The organism is Thermococcus sp. (assembly GCF_027063845.1).
GTDB lineage: Archaea > Methanobacteriota_B > Thermococci > Thermococcales > Thermococcaceae > Thermococcus.
Genome location: NZ_JAMOQU010000052.1, coordinates 14851 through 36200, shown reverse-complemented (window position 1 = coordinate 36200; position 21350 = coordinate 14851). Strand labels below are relative to the sequence as shown.

The following is a 21350-nucleotide window of genomic DNA, read 5'->3' as shown; positions in this document are numbered from 1 at the left end:
AACTCATAAAGTCAGGCAAATGGCGCGAGGTAGAGTTCAGGCGTTTTGATATAAAGGCCCCCGTGAGGAGGATTTACCCGGGCAAGAAGCAGCCCTATCGCGCTTTCCTCGACAAGATAAGGAGAAGACTCATCGAAATGGGCTTCATCGAGATGACGGTTGATTCACTCATCGAGACTCAGTTCTGGAACTTCGACGCCCTCTTCCAGCCCCAGAACCACCCGGCGAGGGAGTGGACGGACACCTACCAGCTCAAGTACCCGAAGAGCGGATTCCTGCCAGAGGAGGAGCTCGTTGAGAGGGTTAAGACCGCCCACGAGCGCGGTTTGGCAGGCTCGCGCGGCTGGGGCTATGTCTGGTCTCCAGAGAGGGCCATGCTCCTCATGCCGAGGGCGCACGGCACTGCTCTAAGCGGTAGACAGCTCGCGAAGGGTGTCGAGATTCCAGGGAAGTACTTCACGATTCAGCGCGTTTTCAGACCGGACGTCCTCGACAGGACGCACCTCATCGAGTTCAACCAGATTGACGGCTTTGTAGTTGGAGAAGAGCTCAACTTCAGGCACCTCCTCGGAATCCTGAAGCGCTTCGCGGTGGAAATCGCTGGGGCCAAGAAGGTCAAGTTCCTGCCCGACTACTATCCGTTCACCGAGCCGAGCGTCCAGATGAGCGCCTACCATCCAGAGCTCGGCTGGGTCGAGTTCGGCGGTGCCGGAATCTTCCGCGAGGAGATGACCAGGGCTCTGGGCATAGACGTCCCGGTCATCGCGTGGGGAATCGGAATCGACAGGTTGGCAATGTTCAAGCTCGGAATAGACGACATACGCTACCTCTTCAGCTACGACCTCCGCTGGCTGAGAGAAGCGAAGCTGGTGTGGTGATGGGAGATGCCAAAGTTCGACGTGTCAAAGCGGGATTTGGAGAGGCTCGTTGGCAAAGAATTCACGGTCGAGGAGTGGGAGGACCTCTTCCTCTACGCCAAATGCGAGCTCGACGACGTCTGGGAGGAGAACGGTGAAATCTACTTCAAAGCGGACTCCAAGGACACCAACAGGCCTGACCTCTGGAGCGCCGAGGGAATAGCAAGGCAGATACGCTGGGCGCTCGGCTTCCGGAGGGGTCTGCCAGAATACGAGGTCGAGAAAAGCGACGTTACCGTTTACGTTGACGAGAAGCTGAAAGACATCCGCCCCTACGGTGTTTACGCAATCGTTGAAGGCCTCAAGCTCGACGAAGAGGCTCTCAAGCAGATGATTAACCTCCAGGAGAAGGTCGCTCTGACCTTCGGGAGGAGAAGGAGAGAGGTTGCCATCGGTATCTTCGACTTCGACAAGGTGAAGCCCCCAATATACTACCGTGCGGCAGAGAAAACCGAGAGGTTCGTCCCGCTCGGCTTCGAGGAGGAGCTTACGCTGGAGGAAATCCTCGAAAAGCACGAGAAGGGCAGGGAGTACGGACATTTGATTAAGGACAAGCCCTACTATCCGCTCCTTGTTGATTCCGAAGGTAAAGTCCTCTCGATGCCCCCGATAATCAACTCCGAAACGACCGGAAGGGTAACGACCGAAACGAGGAACGTCTTCGTCGATGTCACCGGCTGGGATTTGAACAAGGTCATGCTTGCCCTTAACGTTGTCGTCACAGCTTTAGCGGAGCGCGGAGGAAGGATTAAGAGCGTTAAAGTCGTTTATCCAGACTTTGAGATTGAAACGCCCGATTTAACTCCCAAGTCCTTCGAGGTCGAGCTGGACTACATAAGGAAGCTGGCCGGCCTCGAGCTGAGCGACGGCGAAATCAAGGACCTTCTTGAGAGGATGATGTACGACGTGACCCTTGAGGACGGTAAAGCAAAGCTCCTCTATCCAGCATTCCGCGACGACATAATGCACGCCAGGGACGTTTTAGAGGATGTCCTAATCGCCTACGGCTACAACGAAATTGAGCCTGAAGAACCGAAGCTTGCCGTCCAGGGCAGGGGCGACAAGTTCGTCGAGTTCGAGGACGCGGTTAGGGAACTCATGGTCGGCTTTGGTCTCCAGGAGGTCATGACCTTCAACCTGACCAACAGGGAAGCCCAGTATGGGAAGATGAACCTCGAATACGGGAGGGACTACTTCAACAATCCCCCCGCTGAACTTGTCGAAATAGAGAACCCGATAAGCCCGAAGTGGTCAGCGCTGAGGAACTGGCTTCTACCGAGTTTGCTCGACTTCCTGAGCCAGAACACCCACGAAGAGTACCCGCAGAGGCTCTTTGAGGTCGGCAAGGCCACTTTGATAGACGAGAGCAGGGAAACGAAGACCGTCAGCGAGAGCAAGCTTGCCGTCGTGCTGGCCCAGCCGAGGGTTACCTTCACCGACGCGAAGGAAATCCTTGACAGCGTGATGCGCCACCTCGGCTTCGAGTACGAGCTTGAGGAGGTCGAGCACCCGAGCTTCATTCCCGGCAGGGTTGGAAAGATAATCGTGAACGGAAAAGCCATCGGCGTAATCGGCGAAATCCATCCAGAGGTTTTAGAAAAGTGGGGAATCGAGATGCCCGTTGCGGGCTTTGAGCTGTTCCTCAGGCCTCTCTACACGGAGCCCTACCTTTAGTCCCTCTTTTTCCTCTTCTCAAGGAGGGCGCACATGAGCTCGAAGTTCGTAACACTTATCAGTACCTCAACGTCAAAGACTTCTTCCATTCTCTCACCTCGATTTTAGGTTCTCGTGCCCCTTTATCAAGTTTGCTGGAATTTTTTCGTATTTCCTTCGAATTTTGGATTTACAAAAGTCAAGAAACTTGGAGGATTTTCAGGGAAGGCTTTTTATACTCTCCGCTAAAGCGCCAACCATGAAGCTGGCTCTCCGCGTGGCCTACGACGGGACGGCATTCTACGGCTTCCAGAGACAGCCCGGAGTGAGGACTGTAGAGGGGGAACTCATCCGCGTTTTAACCAAACTAAAAATCATCGAAAGCCCGGAAGAGAACGACTTTAAAGGTGCCTCGCGGACGGACCGTGGAGTTTCCGCGTTCTTCAACGTGGTTTCGTTCGTTCCCGGCGAGAGAGTTGATTTGGCGAGGCCAGAGGTGCTGAACCACCACCTTCGAGACCTCTGGGTTCTCGGCGTTGCCGAGGTTCCCGACGACTTCCACCCGAGGTTCGGGGCGAGAGAAAAGACATACCGCTATTATCTCATAGACGAAGGCTTTGACGTTCTCGATATGACAGAGTGCGCCAGGCTCTTTGAGGGAACCCATGACTTCTCGGCCTTCGCGAAGCTCGAACCCGGCAGGGACCCGATTAGGGAGATAATGCGCATCAGCATCGTTCCAAGACGCGGCTACTACGCGGTTGAAATCACGGGCAAAAGCTTCCTCTGGGAGATGGTGAGGAGAATCGTCAACGCGCTCCGCTTCTGCGGGCTCGGGCTTCTGGAGCTCGAGGACGTTAAAGCCATGCTCGCGGGGACTTACAGAAAGAAGGTCCCACCCGCCCCTCCAGAGAACCTCGTTCTGTGGCATATAGAATACCCCAACGTTGACTTCAAAACCGACGAGAAGGGCCTTGCGAAAGCCAAACGCGACCTCTTCGAGCGCTACTCAAGAGCTCTGGCGAGGGCGGCGCTTTTTGGGGACTGCCTCATTGAGCTTTGATTCCTTGTCGTAGTACTTCCCGTAGTACTGTTTCAGAGCTTTCTGCCTCTCGATGAAGTGCGTGTAGAGAAGCGGGTCGTCGTCCGCGACGTCGACTATAACTGCTCTCATACCTTTCTTCGGCCTCAGGGCCCTCCCTATGGTCTGTATCGTCATGATGTCGCTCTTTCCTCCCCCTGCGAGGATTATCGCGGAAATCTCAGGTATGTCAACTCCCTCCTTTAGGAGGGTCGAGATTAAAACCGGAATCTCGCCGTTCTTGAAGGCCTCAAGGACCTCCCAGCGGTTCTGGCTCTTGGAGCTGAGAAACTCGGCCGTTACGCCCTCCTTTTCAAGCATCTCCTTCAGGATTTTGCCGTGTTCGATGCGCTTTACATCTATGAGAACGCGGTGGCCCTTCCTGACGAGTTCTTTGGCTTTAGCCACTATTGCCCTATTCCTCTCGTCGTTGTTCATGACGACGTCCTCGTAGAGCTCCTTATAGCGCTCGCTGAAGGACGGCATGCTCGACTCGTAGGTTATCACCTCGAAGCGGGGCTTCGCCAGGAAGCCTTCCCTGATAAGGTCCTCAGCCTTCACCTCGTAGATTATCGGGCCGACGACTGCCTCAATCTTTATCTCCTCCCCGCGGACGCGCCTCCAGGGTGTCGCCGAGAGCCCGAAGCGGTAAACCTGCGGGAGGCTTATTCCAAGCTGGTAGAACTTTTCGGCGGCGGAAGTTCTGTGGCACTCGTCGAACATGACTATCGCGTAGTCGTTCTTCAGCTTGTCAACGCCCCTCGAGAGGAGGGTCTGTATCATGGCCACCGTTACGTTTTCCTCGTTCCACTTGTTGTCGCCAACGATTCCTGCTTTAACGCCGAGGAGCTCTTCAACCTTCTCGGCCCACTGGTAGAGGAGCTCCTTCGTGTGGACGACGATGAGCGCCGAAAGGTCAAGCTCGTGGATTATCCTTAACCCGACAACCGTCTTTCCACTCCCAACGGGGAGAGCTAAAACGCCCATCTTCTCCTTCAGGGCTTTCCTAACGGCCCTTTGCTGATAGCGCCTCAGGGAGTAGTTCTCGTTCCACGTTGAGTTGAGTTTAACCCCGCGAACCTGCCGTTCGTCCTTGATTCTAACGCGGTAGCCCTTGCTGTTGAGGAACTTCTTGACCCGCGGAAGAAGACCGACGGGAAAGGTCTTCTCGTAGGGGTCGTAGAGGCTCTCTGGCTTCTCCCACTTACCGTAGTCCTTCTTGTAGGTGAGCAGGTCGTAGATTTTGAAGTAGACGCTCGGCTCCGCCTTCTCGACCTTAACCAGTGCTGAACCGTCTGGAATCCTGAGGACAACCATGGGCATGGCCAATCAAAGCGAGTGTGGAAAAAGGCTTTATAGACCTTTTGGAACAACGGCCTAAGGTGGTGGTATGCTGAGGGAAATTCTTCAAACCTTCGACGACCTGATTGTCATAAAGGAACCCGTGAGCAAGGAGCTTGAGATAACGCGCTATCTCCTTAAATACCGCGACAGGCCGGTTCTCTTCGAGGACGTTGACGGCTGGAGGGTCGCTGGAAACATCTGGAGCACCCGCGAGAGGATAGCCCGCTTCCTGAACACGAGCAGGGAGCGCCTGATGCACGTTGTAGCGGACGCGATGGAGAACCCCGCCCCCTACAAAACCGTTGAAAGCGCCCCGTTCCTGAAGAACTCGACGGAGGACTTTTCCCTTCTTGAACTGCCGGTTCCGAAGTATTATCCAAAGGACGGCGGGCCATACTTTACCTCGGCGATGGTCATTGCGAAGGACGATAACGGCTTTGTCAACGTGTCGTTCCACAGGATGATGGTCAGGGACGAAAAGACCGTTGCGATAAGGCTCGTTCCGAGACACCTCTACGCGATATGGAAGGACAGGGCCGAGCACGGGGAGGAGCTGGACGTTAGAATCGTCGTCGGCAATCCCATTCACCTGCTCCTCGCAGGCGCTACCAGCACTGCCTACGGAATCAGCGAGCTTGAGATAGCATCGAAGCTGAGCGAGCTCGCCTTTGGAAAGCCCGTCGAAGTCATCGAGCTGGGAGGAATCCCCGTTCCTGTGGAGAGCGAGTTCGTCTTCGAGGCGAAGATAACTCCCGAGCTGGTTGACGAAGGCCCGTTCGTGGACATAACAGGAACCTACGACTACGTGAGGAAGCAGCCGCTGGTCGTCTTTGAAAAGATGTACCACGTTGATGAGCCTATTTTCCACGCCCTCCTGCCAGGTGGCTACGAGCACTTCATGCTAATGGGTCTCCCCAAGGAGCCCCAGATTTATGCGAGCGTCAAGCGGGTCGTGCCAAAGGTTCACGGCGTTCGGCTGACGGAAGGAGGTGCCATGTGGCTCCACGCTGTTGTGAGTATAACAAAACAGCACGACGGCGACGGCAAGAACGCGATTTTAGCGGCCTTCGCTGGCCACCCGAGCCTCAAACACGTCGTTGTCGTTGACGAGGACATAGACATCTACGATGACCGCGACGTGGAGTGGGCGATAGCGACGCGCTTCCAGGCAGATAGGGACCTCGTGATAGTCCCCAACGCCCGCGGTAGCTCCCTCGACCCCTCGGCAGAGAAGAGCTTAACTGCCAAGTGGGGCATAGACGCGACGAAGCCTCTCAATAGAAAAGAAGAGTTCGAGAGGGCGAGCCTCTAATCTCTTTATTTCACGAGTTTTAGGAAGATTTCTTCGAGGGTTGGTTCTTTCACCTGCATTGTCAGAATCTTCGCCCCCTGGGAAGCCACGTAATCGTGAAGCTCCTCGCGAATGTCCTCGGGCGAGACGACACGATACCTGTTCTCCCCAAGGGGAGTGACACTCCAAGGAGCAGAACTCCAGTCAACAGGCCTGTTCGTCTCAATGATAATCGTATAGCCCGCCTTCTTCAGGAATTCCCGCTTGATGTTCTCGATGCTGTCCTCGAGAATTAACCTGCCCTTCACAATTACGCCAACGGTATCACAGACCTCTTCCACGTGCGCAAGAATGTGACTCGAGAAGAAGACTGTCTTCCCAGCCTTCCTCTGCTCTCTAATAATCTCCTTGAATTCCGCAATTCCAGTCGGGTCGAGGCCCGTCATGGGTTCATCGAGGATTAAAAGCTCAGGGTCGTTGATGAGCGCTTGAGCGAGGAGCAAACGCTGACGCATCCCCTTCGAGAACTTGCCAACCTTTTTGTTCCTGACCTCCCAGAGGTTGACGAGCTTGAGAATCTCTTCAGCACGCTTTTCGCGCTCGGCCTTTGGAATTCTAAAGGCCCTGCCGATTATGTCGAGGGTTTGCATTGGGGTTAGAAACTCCCAGAGGGTTGCGTGTTCAGGCATGTAACCGATTCTGGCTTTTGCTTTAACGAGATTACCCTCGTTGAACTTTCCGTCTCTAAAGACTTCCTCGCCGAGGAGTTCTATTCTGCCCTCCTGGGGAAAGACGAGGCCGAGGAGGCTGAGGATTGTCGTGCTTTTGCCTGCTCCATTCGGCCCGAGGAAGCCGTAAACGACTCCGTGTGGAACCCTCAACGTGAGCCCATCAAGGGCCCGAACATCCTTATAGGCCTTGACCAAGTTCTCAACCGTAATCATAATCATCACCTCAAATCCATGCGGAGGAAGCGCCAGGTCGCGATGCCGAGGTAGACCAGTGTCATAACGACGAGCAACGCGACGTTTACCGCCCGCTTCCTCATGGCCCTGCCAATCCCAGCGTATTCGGCTGTGTAATCCCTGTAAGTGTGGGTTTCCCCGTTGATTTCAATGGTCTTTGTGACCTCCTTGTACTCATTAACCGCGTCCAGGATGACGGAGAACTGGGCGCTCGGCGAGTAAAAGAGGTATTTTGTATAATAGTTTGCTGTGTAATCGTTCAGCTCTTCCATGCTAAGATTTTCTGGAAGGTTCTTTCCCATCTCGTAGGATACAACGGTTGGGAGGAGTACGTAGAGAATGAAGAACACGCCAAGGGCAACCCCAAGGGATGCCCCAGATGAGCGGACGAAAGTAGAGATGATGTACCCTATCGCTATGAACTCAAGCATGGTGAGGAGGAGCAGTACGTTAAGGAGAAACACGTCGGCGGTTATCTTCGAAACCGAAACACCTACCCACTGGAGACCTGCGAGGGTAACGAAGCTTGTGAGGAGCAACGCAACGCCAAAGACAACGAGCTGTCCAGAGTACTTGCCAAGGATGTATCCAAGCCTCGTCACGCTCTTGCTGAGGGCTATTCTTATGGTTCCGTCCTCAATTTCCTTGTTTATCGCCCCGGCCCCAAAGATTATCGCCAGGATTCCGAGGAAGAACAGTGCAGTCTGGCTGGAGAACCGTATCATTACAGCTATGGCCTCCAGTTCGTTGGTTATATCCTCCTGTTTCATCAGGTAGAACACGGGTATGTAGAGGCCGATTATAATCAGCAGTACCGCCCACAGTTTCTTTGTTCGCATTCCTTTCATGAACTCAAGTTGGAATCCCCAAAACACTGGGAGCACCTCCCTTACTCTCGGGGGAACTAAAGCTGAGAGTATAAAAATTTTGTTCTTGTAATAGGAATGAAATTAGAGTCCCCTAAGTTCAAGAACGAGTTCCGCCTTTGGGCAGTGCCTCTTCAGCCTGTTTAGAACCTCACCCTTACCCCCGAGGACGGGCCAAAGGATTGAGTCTATGTGGAGCGGTGGGATTTCGGTTTTCTCCGCAATCCCCTTCCAGAAGCTAACCGGCGGCTCGGTGGTGAAGTGTTTGGTGTAGGCGTTTATCCTCACGTCGTCCGGAATCTCGATGGCCATCGGGTAGGGAACGAAAGCTCCAAAGGCAATCCTCCCCGCATAGCCGAACATCTTCACTGCGAAGACTATCGTTTTCGCGCTCCTTTTAGCGTTCATAACCCTCGCGAGGTCATCTCTGAGCCTTTCCATGCCGTTGAAGTAGTAGTCCCTCAGCTCGTCCATTGAGAGAGACTTCAGAAACGGCTCGACCCTCTCGATTCTCTTGAGCTTCCCCGCAACGAGGCGCCTGTTGGTCTTCGAGTTAGGGAGAAACTGGGCGTAGGCCTCCGTTATGCTCTCGAGTGGGTTCTCCGAGAAATACCTTGAGAACTCCCACCACCAGTCCTCGCCTTTCCCGCTTAGCTGGTAGCTGACGAGCGCGTTGGCTATGACGAGCTTGATAAAGAGTTCGTCGTCCTTCAGGTTCTCCCGAAGGTTTCTCAGTGCATCGAACTGCAAATCAACCTTCTCCTCAATGGTTCTCGCGCAGTCAAGGCCGAGCTCCCGCAGTATTTCCACGAGCCTGTTGACTTTCTCCTTGTCCTCTCTGTATTTTACCCTCACGAAGCGGTCGAGCGTCATTGCGCCACGCTCCTTATCAACCTTTCCAGGAAGGCGTTCTCGCTCACAACCTCTGCCCCGGTGTTCCTCGGAAGGCCAAGTTCGACCTTAGCTTTTATCCCGTGCTCCTTGAGGTAATCGTTAAGCTCAGCAGAAAGCCTCTGGAACTCTGCCTTTAGGATTAGGCCGTAAACGGTCGGCCCCCAGCTGCTCTGGCCCGCGCCGTATGTTTTCTCACCCAGCCAGTCGAGGATTAACTCCACGTCCTCCCTGAACTCGCCCCCTTGAAACTCCGCGAAGTGCCTGCCGACGAGCCTCTGTATTAGGGAAAGGTGCTCTCCGAAGGCCCTAACGTTCCTCTCCTTCAGTGCGGGCAGAAGGCCGAGTAAAATGCGGTGGCTTATCTCCATCGCAACGTTAACGTCGCCGAAGCTACCGGCCATTATCGGCTTTTCCTCCTCTTCGTCTAAGCCAGGCTTGACCTCAGGAATCACGAGGAGGAACGCCCACTCCTCTGGGAAGTCCTCGTGGAGTATCAGCGGGGGGATTCCTTCTTTAACCCCGCCATCGAGGACGAAGCCCCCGTGAGCGAAGGCATAAATACCTGCCCCGCTGTTCTTTCCTCTTCCGAGGGCCTCGGCGAGCCTCTCAACCGAAACGTTCAAGTTGTTGAGCCTCGCTATTGCAGTTCCAACAGCTAAGCTCAGCTGTGTTGTTGAGCCGAGGCCGACGTGCCTCGGAATTGCTTTCCGCACCTCAATTATGTAACCGGTCCCGGTTCCAAAGGCCGAGTTCATTCTCTCGACGGCCTTCTTTATCGTCTCCACGTCCTCGCCCTCGGCTCTTATCTCGAGCCGTTCAGCTGGCAGAACCTTTACCTCGTAACCACCTTCGAGCGCCACCCCAAGGCTCCCGAAGCGCCTTCCGAGCGAGCCCGTTGGGTCTATCAGACCGAGGTGAAGCCTTTTCGGTGTCCGAATTATCATGCTCATCACCCTTTTATTGACTCCCGAGAATCCTCGGCGGTGGTGCTAATGAAGTTTGCGGGGGTTAATCTTGACGAACCGAGGGTAATGGGAGTGATAAACGTCTCGCCCGAGAGCTTCTACAAGGGGAGCGTGAGGAACGATGAAAAGGCTTTGGCAGAAACCGCCGTTAGAATGGTCGAGGAGGGCGCGAGCTTCATAGACATTGGCGCGAATTCAACGGCCCCTTACCTCGAGACCCAGATTCCACTTGAAGAGGAAATCCGAAGGGCGGTTTGGGCTGTCAAGGTCGTCAAGGACGTGGTTGACGTGCCTGTAAGCATAGACACCACGAGCGCGAGGGTCGCGGAGGAAGCTTTGAAGGCCGGCGCCGACATCATAAACGACGTCACAGGCTTCAAGGGCGACCCTGAGATGGCGAGGGTTGCCTCCGAATACGGTGTTCCAGTCGTTCTCTGTGCCCACGGGAATGTAAGGGACTTCTCGGACCCGGTCAGGACTGTCATTGAGTTCCTTGAGGAGAGTCTGACGATAGCGGAGGAGCACGGGATTAGAGATATCGCCGTTGACCCTGCCATCGGCTTCCTCCGCTCGGAGTGGCCGCCGTGGTACGAGTGGGACTCGAAGGTCATAGCTAACCTCAACCTGCTCAAGCTCCTTGGAAGGCCAATCCTCGTCGGCATCTCGCGGAAGTCCTTCATAGGCGCGATAACGGGCAGGACGGACCCATCTGAAAGGCTCGCTGGCAGTCTGTCGGCAACGGCAATAGCCGTTCTGAATGGCACGGACATCGTGAGAACCCGTGATGTGAGGGAAACCCTTGACGCGATTAAGGTGGCAGGATTTATTGGGCGCTTTTCCACCTAGAGTTCTTCGCCCTCTTCCATTCTTCGAGGAGAGTTATCAGAAGCGACAGCGAGACTGGCCCGATGATAATTCCGACGAAGCCGAAGGCAATGTAGCCCCCGAAGATTCCTACGAGGCTGACGAGCGCGTTAACGCCCCACTGCCTCTTGCCGAGTCTTTTGGAGAGGACTATATCTGGCATTGGGGAAATGAGGATAAAACCGAGGATGCCCATCGCGAGGGCTTTCCAGTAAAGACCCGAGGTGAACAGGTAAATCGAACTCGCACTCCATACAATCCATCCACCAACGACCGGAAGGAGTTCGAGGATGACAACCAGTATTCCAGCTGCTATTGAGCCCCCCGCGTCCGATATTCTGAGAACGTAAAAGAGGAACGCGAGCACGACACCTTTGCCAACGCTGACGAGAAGCCATCCACGTAGGAGGTAATGAAGGGTTTCCGTTGCGCTGTTTATGAGCTTTCTTGCTAGTTCTTCCCTGCTTGGGGGCAGGAGGGCATATATCTCGTCTTTTATCGCTCTCGCGTTCACGAGAACACCGTAAAAGGCAAAAACCGCAACGATAGTCTGGAGGGATAGCTTGGGAAGGGAATAAGTGTAGCCCAAAACGTAGGAATTGAAGCGCTCCGCTATCGCGCTTGAGAGCTTGTTGAGAAGGTCGTAGACCCCGGATGGCAGGTTGAGGCCGAGAAGCCAGGCGAAGAATGCGTCAACGTAGTCGGTGAGGGAGTACTTGATATCGTTTATCCAAAGGGCAAAGCCGAGGATGAAGAGAAACGAAAATACCGTCAAGAGCCCCGTGAGAAGAAGTGCAGACCAACGGTTGCCTATTCTGACGCTGAGCCTCTCGTGAAGTGGATAGAGGATGTAAGCGAGGGTAACGGCCACAATAAGGGGAGAAAGGACAGGACTAACGGTCTGCCACGTGAGGTAAAGGACCCCCAGTGAGACACCAATCCAAACCGCCGTTTCAATCTCCATCCAGCATCCCCAGATATTTTAGGACTAGCTCCCTCGCGCTCGGCTTGCTGAAGACTATCAAATAGCCCCTCTCATCGAGGATGAAATCCTTCCCGAGCGCGAGTAAAGTCTTCTTGAGCTTCACGATTTCGGCCCTCTCGATGTCCACCCGCTCCTTGACTTCCTCCGGTGCATCTATCTCCTTTAAGGTCTTCTCAAGCCTGTTGAGGACGCTCCTGTTGACGAACTTGACCGCGCTGAAGTCCGGCTCCTCCGCGACAATCTCGCTCGGGTCAATGTAGATGCCCCAGTGCTCCTTGGCGCACTCGAAGGGGTATACGTAGTCCTCTCCGTAGTCAGGGAGGTAGAGCTCCCTTATCACCGCGAGGAGAAGCCTCTTGGCGTCTTTCCCGTAGAACTCAATCCTGAGCTTGAACTTCCCGTCCTCGAAACCGTTCTCGAACACCTCAAGCTTCTCCTCGCAGAGCATCCAATCACCTCCTCAGGTAAGGTTCAAGGTAACTCGGGTCGAGGTAGAGCGCCTTACTTCCGGTTATTCCGAAGTTGCTTGGAGTTTCAAGGTTCTTGTATATCACAACCCTTGCGCTCGTAACGTTCATTAACTTTTCGAGGGTCGCTATGGCAGTGTCCATTCCTCCGGTCTCGTCCACGAGCGTTCCGGTGACGTTCTCGGCGAACCACGTCCTTCCGGTGGCGAACTTCTTGACCTCGGAGACGCTCATGTTCCGCCCCTCGCTCACCGCCTGAAGGAACGCCTGGAAGTAGGTGTTTACCATGTTGGCTATGATTTTCTTCTCCTCATCAGTTAGTCCTCTCCACTCGGCACCCATGTCCTTATGAGACCCAGTCTTGAAAACCTCAACCTCTATACCGTTTAGTTCGTAGTTTTTCTCGTAGTTATAGTGGACATAAAGGACTCCGATGCTCCCGACCTCCGCAAGGGGACTGGCAATGATTTTATTGGCCCCCACGGCTATGTAATAGCCCCCAGAAGCCATGATACCACCTGAGTACGCTACAACCGGCTTGACGAGGGCGAGCTTCTTGACTTCAGAGTAGATATCAATAACAGGGCCGACATCACCGCCGGGGCTCTCAATCCACAGTAGCACTCCTCTGATTGAATCGTTGCTCGCGATTTTCCTCAGAAGGGGGACGACTTCAAGGGCCGTGTACTCGTTTATTATCCCAAAAATCGGGACGACCGCTATCGTTTCTCCGCCTGTCCCGTTTATCAGTGAGCGCAGGTAAATAATCTCGTCCTTCAGCTGACTGAGCTGGTAGCCTGACGTCCCGTTGCAGGTGACGTTTAGGGGAGTTTCCACTACCGCGGGGGCAGTTGCATTTGGTAGAACCTCTATCGGCGAAGTTGCCTGGTAGAGCACCGCGATTGCCACAACTGAGAGCGCGAGCAGAAGAGCGAGGACGGCCGAGACGTACTTCCAGATGTTCTCCCTCATCCTCTCACCTTAGACCCCTTGTCGGGCCAACTTTTAAACCTACCCTCGCTAAGCTTTTTATATTCCCCCGAGAAATTCGAGGCAGGTGATTGCATGGAGATTGGGGTAACAATCTATCCCCATTTCGTTACAAAGGACAAGAGCCTCGCATCAATCCTGGCGGACGTCAAGATTAAGGACTACGACTTCGTTTCAATCTTCCCGCACACGCTCGGACTAATCAAGAACGGTATCGTCGTCGAGAAGAAGCTCAGGAACATCGAGACGACCCTCAGGGGAGTCGGAATAAGCTACATCGTCAGGATGCCGACTTCGGTCAACCTGCGCGACCACATCTACTACACGCGCCACTTCCGCGTCGCCAAGGCCGTCGCCGATGTTGCAATCAAGCTCGGCGCCAAGGTCATAGTCATGCAGAGCGGTAGAACCGGAAGACTTGACCTCGAAATCGAGGCCATACAGCAGTTGGCCGATATGGTCGGGCCCTTCGGCATAAAGATAGCCCTCGAGAACACCTTTAGCGTCAAGGACACCCTCTACGTCGTGGACAACGTTGAGCGGGAGAACGTCGGCTTCGCCCTCGACGTGGCTCACGCCTTCCTCAGCGCCCAGGGCAACGAGGAGAAGCTTTTGGAGGACGTCAAGCTCGGTACCGACAAGACGGTAATCCTGATGATACACGACAACTTCGGAAAGCTCTTTCCGCAGGTCGAGCCAGAAGATGCTCTCGCCTACGGCGTCGGCGACCTCCACCTGCTCCCGGGCGAGGGCAAGATACCTTTCGGCAAAGTTCTCCGCCTGTTTGGCGACGTTCCGTTGCTCCTGAAGGTCAAGGACCCCGAGAAGTTCTCCAAAATACCGAGCAAGCAGGGGCTCATAGAACTGCTAACGAGCCTCTAATTCCAGCCTTTTTCCGATTTCCCTGTAGAGAACCGCGAGGGCCTTTCCTATCGCTTCTTTCTTCCTCGTGAAGTGGGTGACGTCCTCGCTCAGGTTCTCACGGATTATCCTGGCCGCTTCATCAATCGTTATCAGACCTTCGAGCCAAGCGTAGGCGAATATCGCCTCGGCGACGTCTCCCCGTACGTGCTTGTCGCTCCTCGGCGGGGCAAGCTTCCTCAATCCAGACATCTCAAGGGCCAAGGCCAGCGAGGCGTTCGGAACCCTTTCGCCGGTTGGCCTTCCGAGGTATTCGCTCAACGCCAGGGAGAACGCGAAGTTGAGGAGCGAATCCCCAAACTTTGCCAGGCCCTTGTCCGTGAAGTCCCTCTTGTACCGCATTCCCATCACCCGAAGAACGCCTCCATGTGCCACAGCCCTGCGTAGTGAATCCCTACGAGCATCGCTACGATGAGGGTTATAAAAACGTAGTCCTTGGTCTCGGCAAGGGCGCACCACGCCGGGACGGCCGGAAGAAGGAGCCTCGGCGTGCTTATAGAGGGAACGCCCGTAACGAAATATTGGAGAATCACAAAGGGTGCTGACAGGAGAAAGTCCTTAATTTGTCCTTCTTTTAACAGGACAAAAAGCCCTATTGTGTAGGCAATGAGAAATGCCCATGAGTGAAGAACCCAGTGAACTCCCCTGAGGTTGAGGTTGCCTATCTTCCAGTGCTGGGCTGTAAACCAGCTGTTCATCATCCATTTTATCTGGGATACAGGGTTCCCGATTTTCGCATCCCATGACTTCTCAATCTTAAGGTATACCCAGGGGCTCCCACCGACCGAAGTGAAAAACAGAAGAAGAACAAGACCAAAAACCGAGAGTGGGATGAGGAACCTCAGCCTTTCCCTGTCCAGCAGGAAAGCGGGAATGAAGAAACCCATTGTATATTTGGCGAGGATCGCAAGTCCGAGGAGAACGCCCGCTGCTTCGGGCTTCCTGTCCCTGAGGTCATAGGCCGTGAGGGCGAGGCTCAGCGCGAGGGCTTCACTGTAGGGGGCCGTCGTAAAGAGAACGTACGCTGGGTTGAGGGCCAGGAAAATGGCTGGTCTCAGGCCCCACCTCCGAAGGACGATTAACGGCGGTATGAAGCTCAGGAAGTTTGCGAGCAGAAAGGCTGAGAGCCACGTCTCGAGCCCAAGCTTCGAGAGTGCCCGTATCATCAGGGGAAAGAGCGGGCCAAAGGCGAGTTCATGAACGTCAAAGTAGCCGTCTTCTGCTATGGTGATGAAGTGCCAGCCATCCCAGCGGAAGGAGAACTCCTCGAATCTGAAACCGACCGCGTGGAGCAGAATGAGCTTTCCCGCGAGGACGGCGAGGATGACTGCGAGCCCTTTTTCTCTCGGAGTTAGCTCTCTTACTGCCATCAAGATGAATAAGAAAAACATCTTAAAAGGGTATTCATTCAAGGGCCTTCTTCCAGGCGTCGAGAAGAACCCTCGCGCGGTCGAATATCTTCTGCGCGGCCTCCTCAAGGACTTCCTCGGGCCTGACCTTTCCGTCGGTAACGACCTTGAAGCGGGGCTTTCTGGCCATGAGAATCGGGTGCTCGATGGTGTAGCCAGCGAATTTGACGTGCTCGTTCTCGTGGAGCACCTCGTTGAGCAGGTTGGCGAAGGTGTGGTCCTCCCCCTCAAGATAGAACTCCAGCAGGTTCTCCTCGCGCTTTATAACCTCAATCCTCATCAGCATCACCCGATAAAGCTTTCAACAGCTCTTCTAAGGCCTGCTCCTTGTTCTTGACCAGTTCGTATTTAAACTTATCCTCCTTCCACTCCGCCAGGTCGAGCTCAACGAGCTTTTCTATCACCTCGTCGGGTTCAAGGTTAAAGGCTACGCTGACGGGAACCACCACTTCTCTAATCTGCCTCGTCGTCTGGAGCGCGATTTCAGATAGAGCCTCGCCGAGCTTTCTCACGAGTTCAACCGCCTCGCCCCAGGGGAGGGAAGTCACGAGTTCGTCATCCCTCAGCTCCGCCGTTTCGCCGAGGAGTTCGAGGGTTCTTAGGATTATGGCCGTTGAGACGCTCGTCCCTGCCTCGCGCAGGAGGTCGTCTATCGTGTAGTGGTAGAGCCCGCGCCTGTCGGGGTAGAGCTTGGCCCTTACGCGGTTGTGAATCTCGCGTATCTTCCTTATCGCCTCCCTGACCTCGTCCTTCGTTCCCTGGACGTTTATCTTGATGGAGTCGAGCTTGCCGTGGACGTAGATGAAAGCGGGTAAGCGGAGCCTCTGGAGCTCCTTCATGAACTCCTCCTTTTCCACATCGTCCTTAACGTGAATCGTTATTACCTTCTTGGCCCTCATAGAGACACCTTCAGCTTTCTGTAGTAGGGGGAGAGCTTCCTCGTCTCGACGTTTCCACAGCGCGGACAGATTAGCTTGTCCCCGCGCCTGATAAGGGGTGTTCTACAGCGGGAGCAGAGGGCGTAAACGACGCCGAGGTCCTTTCCTTTCGTCGAGAGCTGTATCGGGCTCTTCTCGTTGGCGATAACCTTCGCCCTGACCACGTCGCCAATCTTGAACTCCTTGGTTATGTCCTCAACAAAACCTTCCTTGACCTGCGAGATGTGGATTCCGGCTAGTTTTGAAGTCGCTATCTCCCTGTCGTTTTCGCGACCCTCTATCTGGAGGAGCTGGACGATTACGGCCTGTGGCTTGACCTCGATAACCCTCGCCAAAACTATGTCTCCGACCTGTGGAAGGGGCGGGGTGTCGGTTACGGGCTCGATGCTTATCTCCATCTTTTCAGGGTTGATTCTAACCTTGCCCGCTCTGGTGGCGTATAGTTCGCCGTTCTCCTCTCTAACCCCTTCGCCAGGCATGAACTCCTCTATGACCCCGAGGTAATCCCCTGGAAGGACGAGGTCACCATTTTTAACCTTCCTATCTTCCATTCCCTCACCTCCGAAGATTTTCCTACGCCTTCTTTTTAAGCGTTCCCCAACGTTTATAGGCTGAAGGAAAAAGTTTTAGTAATTCGAAACGATGGAAGGGTGGTGGTAGGAATGAGAATGCTTCTGATACACGCCGACTACCTCGAATACGAGGTCAGGGACAAGGCCCTGAAAAACCCCGAGCCGATAAGCGACGAGCAGAGGAAGGGCAGGCTCGACGAAGTTCTGGCGGTTTTCATAAGCGTCGAGAAGGTTGACGAGGCAAATCCCGACGAGGTCGTCGAGAAGGCTATAGCCGAGATAGAGAACGTTGCGAAGCAGGTCAAGGCCGAGAGGATATTCGTTTACCCATTCGCCCACCTCAGTAGCGAGCTGGCGAAGCCTGACGTTGCCCTCGAAGTGCTCAAAAGGATAGAAGAGAAGCTCAAGGAGAAGGGCTACGAGGTCAAGCGCGCTCCCTTCGGCTACTACAAGGCCTTCAAGCTCTCCTGCAAGGGGCACCCGCTGGCCGAGCTCAGCAGGACGATAGTCCCGGAGGAAGGAGTCAGCAAGGAGGAGCGCAACATAGCCCTCGAGAAGGAGGAGAAAGAGTTAGTCAGCTACTGGTACATCCTCACCCCCGAGGGAGAGCTCATAGAGGTTGACAAGTTCGACTTCACCGGCCACGAGAACCTGAGGAAGTTCGTCAACTACGAGATAGCCAAGAACAGGATTGCCGACAGGGAACCGCCTCACGTCAGGCTCATGCTGGAGCACGAGCTCGTTGACTACGAGCCGGGAAGCGACGGCGGAAACCTCAGGTATTATCCAAAGGGCAGGCTGATAAAGGGCCTCCTTGAGCAGTACGTCACCGAGAAGGTCGTCGAGTACGGAGCGATGGAAGTCGAGACCCCGATTATGTACGACTTCGAGCACCCTGCTCTTGAGAAGTACCTCAACCGCTTCCCGGCGAGGCAGTACATCGTCAAGAGCGGTGACAAGAAGTTCTTCTTAAGGTTTGCCGCCTGCTTCGGCCAGTTCCTCATCAAGAAGGACGCGATAATCAGCTACCGCAACCTCCCGCTTAGGATGTACGAGCTCACAAGGTACTCCTTCAGGCGAGAGAAGAGCGGTGAGCTCTCAGGCCTGAGGCGCCTTAGGGCCTTCACGATGCCAGATATGCACACCGTCGCCAAGGACCTCAAGCAGGCGATGGACGAGTTTAAGAAGCAGTACAAGCTCAGCATGGAAGTCCTTAGGGGCGTTGGACTAACTCCAGACGACTACGAGGTGGCGATAAGGTTCACCCGCGACTTCTGGGAGGAGAATAAGGACTTCATCGTCGAGCTGGCTAAGATAATCGGCAAGCCCGTCCTCATCGAGATGTGGGACCAGAGGTTCTTCTACTTCATCCTCAAGTTCGAGTTCAACTTCGTTGACAACCTCGACAAGGCGGCCGCTCTAAGTACCGTCCAGATTGACGTCGAGAACGCTGAAAGGTTCGGTATAACCTACTACGACGAGGAGGGCAAGGAGCGCTACCCGCTCATACTCCACTGCTCGCCGAGCGGAGCCATCGAGCGCGTTATGTACGCAATCCTTGAGAAGCAGGCGAAACTGCAGGCCCAGGGCAAGAAGCCGATGTTCCCGCTCTGGCTCAGCCCGATACAGGTTAGAGTGATTCCGGTCAGCGAGGAGGTCATGGACTACGCGCTCTACGTGGCAGGCAAGCTCGAGGGCGCGAAGATTCGCGTTGACGTTGACGACACCAACGACAGGCTCAACAAGAAGATAAGGAAGGCCGAGAAGGAGTGGGTTCCCTACATCATAGTCGTCGGCAAGAACGAGAAAGAGCAGAACACAGTCACCGTCAGGAGGAGGGAGGACGGCAAACAGGTCGAGATGCAGTTGGAAGACCTCATCAGGGAAATCAGGCAGAAGACCGAGGGCTTCCCCTACAAGCCGAGGCCGTTACCGCTTCTCCTCAGCAGGAGGCCCAAGTTCAGGGGCTGAAAGCTTTTTCAGCATTATCTTTTCTCTTCCTCTGCTAACCTTAAGGGAGTAGACAACAGGCTCGAAGTCAGCGTAGGGGGCTTTTATGAAATAAAGGAGCTCCTTAACGTGGTCCTCCATTATCCAGGACTTGGCGAGGAGGACGTAGTCGCTGACGTTGGATACCCACGCGACGAAGCGTTTCGAGACCATGTCTGCGTTGAGGGGCAGGAATAGTGTTGACTCCGGGAAGCGGATGCTCTTGTGGGCTATCGTCTGGTTGAGCAGTTTCAGCGTCTGCTCCTCGCCGAGCATGAGTGAAGCCCCATCGAGGGTGTAAATCATCCGTATCGCTTTTTCGGACTTCAGTTTGTCCCGGAGTGGTCCGCAGTAAATCATGTCTATCTTTGGGTTTATCGTCTCGGCCTCAACCTTGTCGAGGTAAAAAATGTTTTTTCTTTCCATCCTCAGAGGGGAGTACCGGGAGCCGAAGACGTCTATTATAGCCAGACTGGAGCTTTCAAGGGCTTTTTCGGCGTCGAGCCCAACGCTGGTGCACCTGTGGAGCAGACTCCTGAGGGGGACGCTGTAATTTGATATAACCGCAAAGTAGCCGTTTTCGAGAGCCCTCTTTATGAACAGGAAAAGAATCTGCCAAGCAGAGGAGTAGGCGTCGTAGATAACTGCAACGGTAGAGCCCTTCATCTTGGAGGGTGGAAAAACCTCCAGGAGGGTTCTCATTTCCTCACCCTCCAGGGGGTGTTCCCGAAAAGACTTCCTTAAGGAACTCCCTGGCCTCTTCGCTGAACTGGTCGAGTTTGACCTCCTTGCCGAACTTGTCGTAGACCTTCCCGTCCCTGAAGTTGAGCTCGAACACCTCGTAGTGTTCCTCGCTCTTCTCGTGGAGCTTTATCCCGTGGCCCTTCAGGTGGTTCTCGAGGTTCTCGATGTCCACGTACTTACCGCACTCCTCACACTTATAGAACTGCCAGAAGATGTAGTCCTGGCCCGCTAAGACGTTGGCCTTTATGTGGTTTATCAGCGCACCACCGAGGTACTCGTAGACGTCCTCCTGAACGAGCCTGCCGTCCTCGTCAACGACCTTGAAGCCGGCCCAGACTATGTGGTCGTTTATGTCGGCGAGGGTCGCCTTGAGGTAGCGGTAGGTCAGCACGAAGCTCCCGTTCTTGATGTAGAAAACCCCCTTGTCGGGGATGGCCACGATGTGAATTCCCTCGACGTCTTTCCCGGCGAGCGACTCAGCCTCGTCCTTGTTCTTGGCCACATCGATGAAGACTTTGACGTTGCTCTTCTTGTGGATTCCTATTATCGTGCTTCCCTCGATTTCCCAGTGGTAGTCGTCGAGGTAGCGGACCTGTGTGTACACCTTCTTAACGCCGGGACTCAGTTGGCTGTACATGCTCACCACCTGAGAAGGTTCTCGCGGGCCTTAATAAGCTTTAGCGGAAAAGCTTAAAAACTACCGTCCAAAGCGCCTCTGCCTCTTCTGGAACTCGCGGATGATTCTGAGGAAGTCAATCTTCCTGAACTCCGGGAAGTAGACGTCCACGAAGAACAGCTCGCTGTAGGCTATCTGGTAGAGGAGGAAGTTGCTTATCCTGACTTCTCCCCCGGTTCTTATCACGATGTCGGGGTCGGGCATGTTGGGGTAATATAAGTAGCGCTTTATCAGGTTCTCGTCTATCTCCTCCGGTTTGAGCTTTCCAGCCAAAACGTCGCTCACTATCTCCCTCACCGCGTCTGCAATCTCGCTCCGCCCGCCGTAGGCAAGTGCCACGTTCAATATAAAGTCCGAATACTTTCTCGTCGACCTTTCGGCTTCCTCGATAGCCTTTCTGACGTTCTCGGGTAAAAGGTCCCTTCTTCCAATAACGTTAATCCTCACCTTGTGCCCGTGAATCCTCTCGTCCTTCGCGGCCTCCTTGAACTTCCGTTCGAAGAGGTTCATGAGGGCGTTTACCTCCTCTGGAGAGCGCCTGAAGTTTTCTGTTGAAAACGCGTAGACCGTTAGGGTTCTTATTCCAAGGTCTATGCACCACTCGATTATCTCCTCCAATTTTTGTGAACCGAAGTAATGGCCGTACCAGGGGGGCTTCTCGAGCTTTCTTGCCCATCTTCTGTTCCCGTCCATTATGATTGCCACGTGCTTTGGCATATTCCCCGATTTAACCTTCTCCAGGAGATAGCGCTCGTAGAGGTCGTAGACTGGCTTAAACAAAATGTGGGGGACGTGGGAGAGGAGCCTGTAAATCATGGC

23 protein-coding genes are annotated in these 21350 nt (G+C 54.4%); 7 read left to right on the top strand and 16 right to left on the bottom strand.

The window, feature by feature from the left end; translation table 11 throughout:
• From pheS to truA, 3 genes are all read left to right on the top strand, one after another.
• Window positions 1-878: phenylalanine--tRNA ligase subunit alpha (pheS, locus tag MVO87_RS03885; protein WP_297552254.1), on the top strand; the 878-nt coding region annotated here is incomplete at its 5' end.
• Window positions 879-884: 6 nt separating this feature from the next.
• Entirely contained in the window at window positions 885-2591 is a 1707-nt protein-coding gene (gene pheT, locus MVO87_RS03880) for a phenylalanine--tRNA ligase subunit beta (protein ID WP_297552252.1), read from the top strand.
• Between the two features lie 238 nt (window positions 2592-2829).
• Window positions 2830-3633: a tRNA pseudouridine(38-40) synthase TruA gene (truA, locus tag MVO87_RS03875; protein ID WP_297516672.1), complete on the top strand. Its 804-nt coding sequence runs from the start codon at window positions 2830-2832 to the stop codon at window positions 3631-3633.
• Here the strand turns inward: truA and MVO87_RS03870 are convergent.
• A complete protein-coding gene (locus MVO87_RS03870; protein WP_297516674.1) occupies window positions 3580-4968 on the bottom strand; it encodes a DEAD/DEAH box helicase in 1389 nt (462 codons plus the stop codon). The two genes, truA and MVO87_RS03870, sit on opposite strands and share 54 nt — an antisense overlap.
• A gap of 73 nt (window positions 4969-5041) precedes the next feature.
• Here MVO87_RS03870 and MVO87_RS03865 point away from each other — a divergent pair, with 73 nt between their 5' ends.
• Window positions 5042-6307 (top strand): UbiD family decarboxylase, encoded by a 1266-nt coding sequence (locus MVO87_RS03865; RefSeq protein WP_297552250.1) that lies wholly within the window; start codon window positions 5042-5044, stop codon window positions 6305-6307.
• A gap of 5 nt (window positions 6308-6312) precedes the next feature.
• Here MVO87_RS03865 and MVO87_RS03860 read toward each other — a convergent pair whose 3' ends face one another.
• From MVO87_RS03860 to MVO87_RS03845, 4 genes are all read right to left on the bottom strand, one after another.
• Window positions 6313-7230 (bottom strand): ABC transporter ATP-binding protein, encoded by a 918-nt coding sequence (locus MVO87_RS03860; RefSeq protein WP_297513023.1) that lies wholly within the window; start codon window positions 7228-7230, stop codon window positions 6313-6315.
• A gap of 5 nt (window positions 7231-7235) precedes the next feature.
• A complete protein-coding gene (locus MVO87_RS03855; protein WP_297552248.1) occupies window positions 7236-8126 on the bottom strand; it encodes an ABC transporter permease subunit in 891 nt (296 codons plus the stop codon).
• A 75-nt stretch (window positions 8127-8201) separates the two neighbouring features.
• Window positions 8202-8990: an N-glycosylase/DNA lyase gene (locus MVO87_RS03850; RefSeq protein ID WP_297552246.1), complete on the bottom strand. Its 789-nt coding sequence runs from the start codon at window positions 8988-8990 to the stop codon at window positions 8202-8204.
• A complete protein-coding gene (locus MVO87_RS03845) occupies window positions 8987-9955 on the bottom strand; it encodes a beta-ribofuranosylaminobenzene 5'-phosphate synthase family protein (RefSeq protein WP_297552264.1) in 969 nt (322 codons plus the stop codon). The genes MVO87_RS03850 and MVO87_RS03845 overlap by 4 nt, the downstream gene beginning before the upstream one ends.
• Before the next feature lie 48 nt (window positions 9956-10003).
• Here MVO87_RS03845 and folP point away from each other — a divergent pair, with 48 nt between their 5' ends.
• Window positions 10004-10822 carry a dihydropteroate synthase gene (gene folP, locus MVO87_RS03840; protein WP_297513843.1) on the top strand — a complete coding sequence of 273 codons (819 nt, stop codon included), beginning with the start codon at window positions 10004-10006 and terminating at the stop codon, window positions 10820-10822.
• Here folP and MVO87_RS03835 read toward each other — a convergent pair.
• From MVO87_RS03835 to sppA, 3 genes are read right to left on the bottom strand one after another with little or no spacing between them, the layout of a single operon-like run.
• The gene (locus MVO87_RS03835; protein WP_297513813.1) at window positions 10800-11804 is read right to left on the bottom strand and encodes an AI-2E family transporter; all 1005 of its coding nucleotides are present in this window, start codon (window positions 11802-11804) and stop codon (window positions 10800-10802) included. The two genes, folP and MVO87_RS03835, sit on opposite strands and share 23 nt — an antisense overlap.
• Window positions 11794-12273: a PH1570 family protein gene (locus MVO87_RS03830; RefSeq protein ID WP_297552244.1), complete on the bottom strand. Its 480-nt coding sequence runs from the start codon at window positions 12271-12273 to the stop codon at window positions 11794-11796. Before MVO87_RS03830 ends, MVO87_RS03835 begins: the two co-directional genes overlap by 11 nt.
• Window positions 12274-12277: 4 nt before the next feature.
• Complete coding sequence (gene sppA / locus MVO87_RS03825) at window positions 12278-13264, bottom strand: signal peptide peptidase SppA (protein WP_297513821.1); 987 nt, start codon at window positions 13262-13264, stop codon at window positions 12278-12280.
• 93 nt (window positions 13265-13357) lie between these two features.
• Here sppA and MVO87_RS03820 point away from each other — a divergent pair, with 93 nt between their 5' ends.
• Window positions 13358-14164 (top strand): sugar phosphate isomerase/epimerase family protein, encoded by an 807-nt coding sequence (locus MVO87_RS03820; RefSeq protein WP_297513824.1) that lies wholly within the window; start codon window positions 13358-13360, stop codon window positions 14162-14164.
• On the opposite strand, the gene MVO87_RS03815 is transcribed toward MVO87_RS03820, so the two are convergent.
• The 5 genes from MVO87_RS03815 to MVO87_RS03795 are packed head-to-tail and all read right to left on the bottom strand — an operon-like array spanning window position 14150 to window position 17101.
• Complete coding sequence (locus MVO87_RS03815) at window positions 14150-14545, bottom strand: ribonuclease III family protein (RefSeq protein ID WP_297513846.1); 396 nt, start codon at window positions 14543-14545, stop codon at window positions 14150-14152. The two genes, MVO87_RS03820 and MVO87_RS03815, sit on opposite strands and share 15 nt — an antisense overlap.
• Window positions 14546-14550: 5 nt before the next feature.
• Window positions 14551-15573 (bottom strand): putative hexosyltransferase, encoded by a 1023-nt coding sequence (locus MVO87_RS03810; protein ID WP_297513827.1) that lies wholly within the window; start codon window positions 15571-15573, stop codon window positions 14551-14553.
• Window positions 15574-15607: 34 nt separating this feature from the next.
• Complete coding sequence (locus MVO87_RS03805) at window positions 15608-15892, bottom strand: DNA-directed RNA polymerase subunit L (protein WP_297513832.1); 285 nt, start codon at window positions 15890-15892, stop codon at window positions 15608-15610.
• Window positions 15882-16511 carry a DUF2067 family protein gene (locus MVO87_RS03800; protein WP_297513834.1) on the bottom strand — a complete coding sequence of 210 codons (630 nt, stop codon included), beginning with the start codon at window positions 16509-16511 and terminating at the stop codon, window positions 15882-15884. The genes MVO87_RS03805 and MVO87_RS03800 overlap by 11 nt, the downstream gene beginning before the upstream one ends.
• On the bottom strand, window positions 16508-17101 hold the full coding sequence (locus MVO87_RS03795) for an exosome complex RNA-binding protein Csl4 (RefSeq protein ID WP_297513837.1): 594 nt from the start codon (window positions 17099-17101) through the stop codon (window positions 16508-16510). The genes MVO87_RS03800 and MVO87_RS03795 overlap by 4 nt, the downstream gene beginning before the upstream one ends.
• Window positions 17102-17212: 111 nt before the next feature.
• On the opposite strand from MVO87_RS03795, the gene MVO87_RS03790 reads away from it, so the two are divergent.
• Complete coding sequence (locus MVO87_RS03790) at window positions 17213-19093, top strand: threonine--tRNA ligase (protein ID WP_297552262.1); 1881 nt, start codon at window positions 17213-17215, stop codon at window positions 19091-19093.
• Here MVO87_RS03790 and MVO87_RS03785 read toward each other — a convergent pair.
• The 3 genes from MVO87_RS03785 to uppS are packed head-to-tail and all read right to left on the bottom strand — an operon-like array spanning window position 19052 to window position 21347.
• Window positions 19052-19813, bottom strand: a complete 762-nt coding sequence (locus MVO87_RS03785; protein ID WP_297512201.1) for a P-loop NTPase family protein — start codon at window positions 19811-19813, stop codon at window positions 19052-19054. The genes MVO87_RS03790 and MVO87_RS03785 overlap by 42 nt on opposite strands.
• 4 nt (window positions 19814-19817) lie before the next feature.
• Entirely contained in the window at window positions 19818-20492 is a 675-nt protein-coding gene (locus MVO87_RS03780) for a TBP-interacting protein (RefSeq protein WP_297512212.1), read from the bottom strand.
• 60 nt (window positions 20493-20552) lie between these two features.
• The gene (gene uppS, locus MVO87_RS03775; protein ID WP_297512207.1) at window positions 20553-21347 is read right to left on the bottom strand and encodes a polyprenyl diphosphate synthase; all 795 of its coding nucleotides are present in this window, start codon (window positions 21345-21347) and stop codon (window positions 20553-20555) included.
• Window positions 21348-21350: the final 3 nt, after the last annotated feature.

Excerpts from the sequence above, each read along its gene's own strand:
- MVO87_RS03815 (WP_297513846.1), bottom strand. The coding sequence starts at position 14,545 with ATGCGGTACAAGAGGGACTTCACGGACAAGGGCCTGGCAAAGTTTGGG.
- MVO87_RS03845 (WP_297552264.1), bottom strand. The coding sequence starts at position 9,955 with ATGATAATTCGGACACCGAAAAGGCTTCACCTCGGTCTGATAGACCCA.
- uppS (WP_297512207.1), bottom strand. The coding sequence starts at position 21,347 with ATGATTTACAGGCTCCTCTCCCACGTCCCCCACATTTTGTTTAAGCCA.
- MVO87_RS03830 (WP_297552244.1), bottom strand. The coding sequence starts at position 12,273 with ATGCTCTGCGAGGAGAAGCTTGAGGTGTTCGAGAACGGTTTCGAGGAC.
- MVO87_RS03785 (WP_297512201.1), bottom strand. The coding sequence starts at position 19,813 with ATGAGAACCCTCCTGGAGGTTTTTCCACCCTCCAAGATGAAGGGCTCT.
- MVO87_RS03800 (WP_297513834.1), bottom strand. The coding sequence starts at position 16,511 with ATGAGGGCCAAGAAGGTAATAACGATTCACGTTAAGGACGATGTGGAA.
- MVO87_RS03850 (WP_297552246.1), bottom strand. The coding sequence starts at position 8,990 with ATGACGCTCGACCGCTTCGTGAGGGTAAAATACAGAGAGGACAAGGAG.
- pheT (WP_297552252.1), top strand. The coding sequence starts at position 885 with ATGCCAAAGTTCGACGTGTCAAAGCGGGATTTGGAGAGGCTCGTTGGC.
- truA (WP_297516672.1), top strand. The coding sequence starts at position 2,830 with ATGAAGCTGGCTCTCCGCGTGGCCTACGACGGGACGGCATTCTACGGC.
- MVO87_RS03805 (WP_297513832.1), bottom strand. The coding sequence starts at position 15,892 with ATGAGGATTGAGGTTATAAAGCGCGAGGAGAACCTGCTGGAGTTCTAT.
- MVO87_RS03835 (WP_297513813.1), bottom strand. The coding sequence starts at position 11,804 with ATGGAGATTGAAACGGCGGTTTGGATTGGTGTCTCACTGGGGGTCCTT.
- MVO87_RS03780 (WP_297512212.1), bottom strand. The coding sequence starts at position 20,492 with ATGTACAGCCAACTGAGTCCCGGCGTTAAGAAGGTGTACACACAGGTC.
- MVO87_RS03810 (WP_297513827.1), bottom strand. The coding sequence starts at position 15,573 with ATGGCAGTAAGAGAGCTAACTCCGAGAGAAAAAGGGCTCGCAGTCATC.
- MVO87_RS03870 (WP_297516674.1), bottom strand. The coding sequence starts at position 4,968 with ATGGTTGTCCTCAGGATTCCAGACGGTTCAGCACTGGTTAAGGTCGAG.
- MVO87_RS03795 (WP_297513837.1), bottom strand. The coding sequence starts at position 17,101 with ATGGAAGATAGGAAGGTTAAAAATGGTGACCTCGTCCTTCCAGGGGAT.
- MVO87_RS03790 (WP_297552262.1), top strand. The coding sequence starts at position 17,213 with ATGAGAATGCTTCTGATACACGCCGACTACCTCGAATACGAGGTCAGG.
- MVO87_RS03820 (WP_297513824.1), top strand. The coding sequence starts at position 13,358 with ATGGAGATTGGGGTAACAATCTATCCCCATTTCGTTACAAAGGACAAG.
- MVO87_RS03865 (WP_297552250.1), top strand. The coding sequence starts at position 5,042 with ATGCTGAGGGAAATTCTTCAAACCTTCGACGACCTGATTGTCATAAAG.
- sppA (WP_297513821.1), bottom strand. The coding sequence starts at position 13,264 with ATGAGGGAGAACATCTGGAAGTACGTCTCGGCCGTCCTCGCTCTTCTG.
- MVO87_RS03860 (WP_297513023.1), bottom strand. The coding sequence starts at position 7,230 with ATGATTACGGTTGAGAACTTGGTCAAGGCCTATAAGGATGTTCGGGCC.
- folP (WP_297513843.1), top strand. The coding sequence starts at position 10,004 with ATGAAGTTTGCGGGGGTTAATCTTGACGAACCGAGGGTAATGGGAGTG.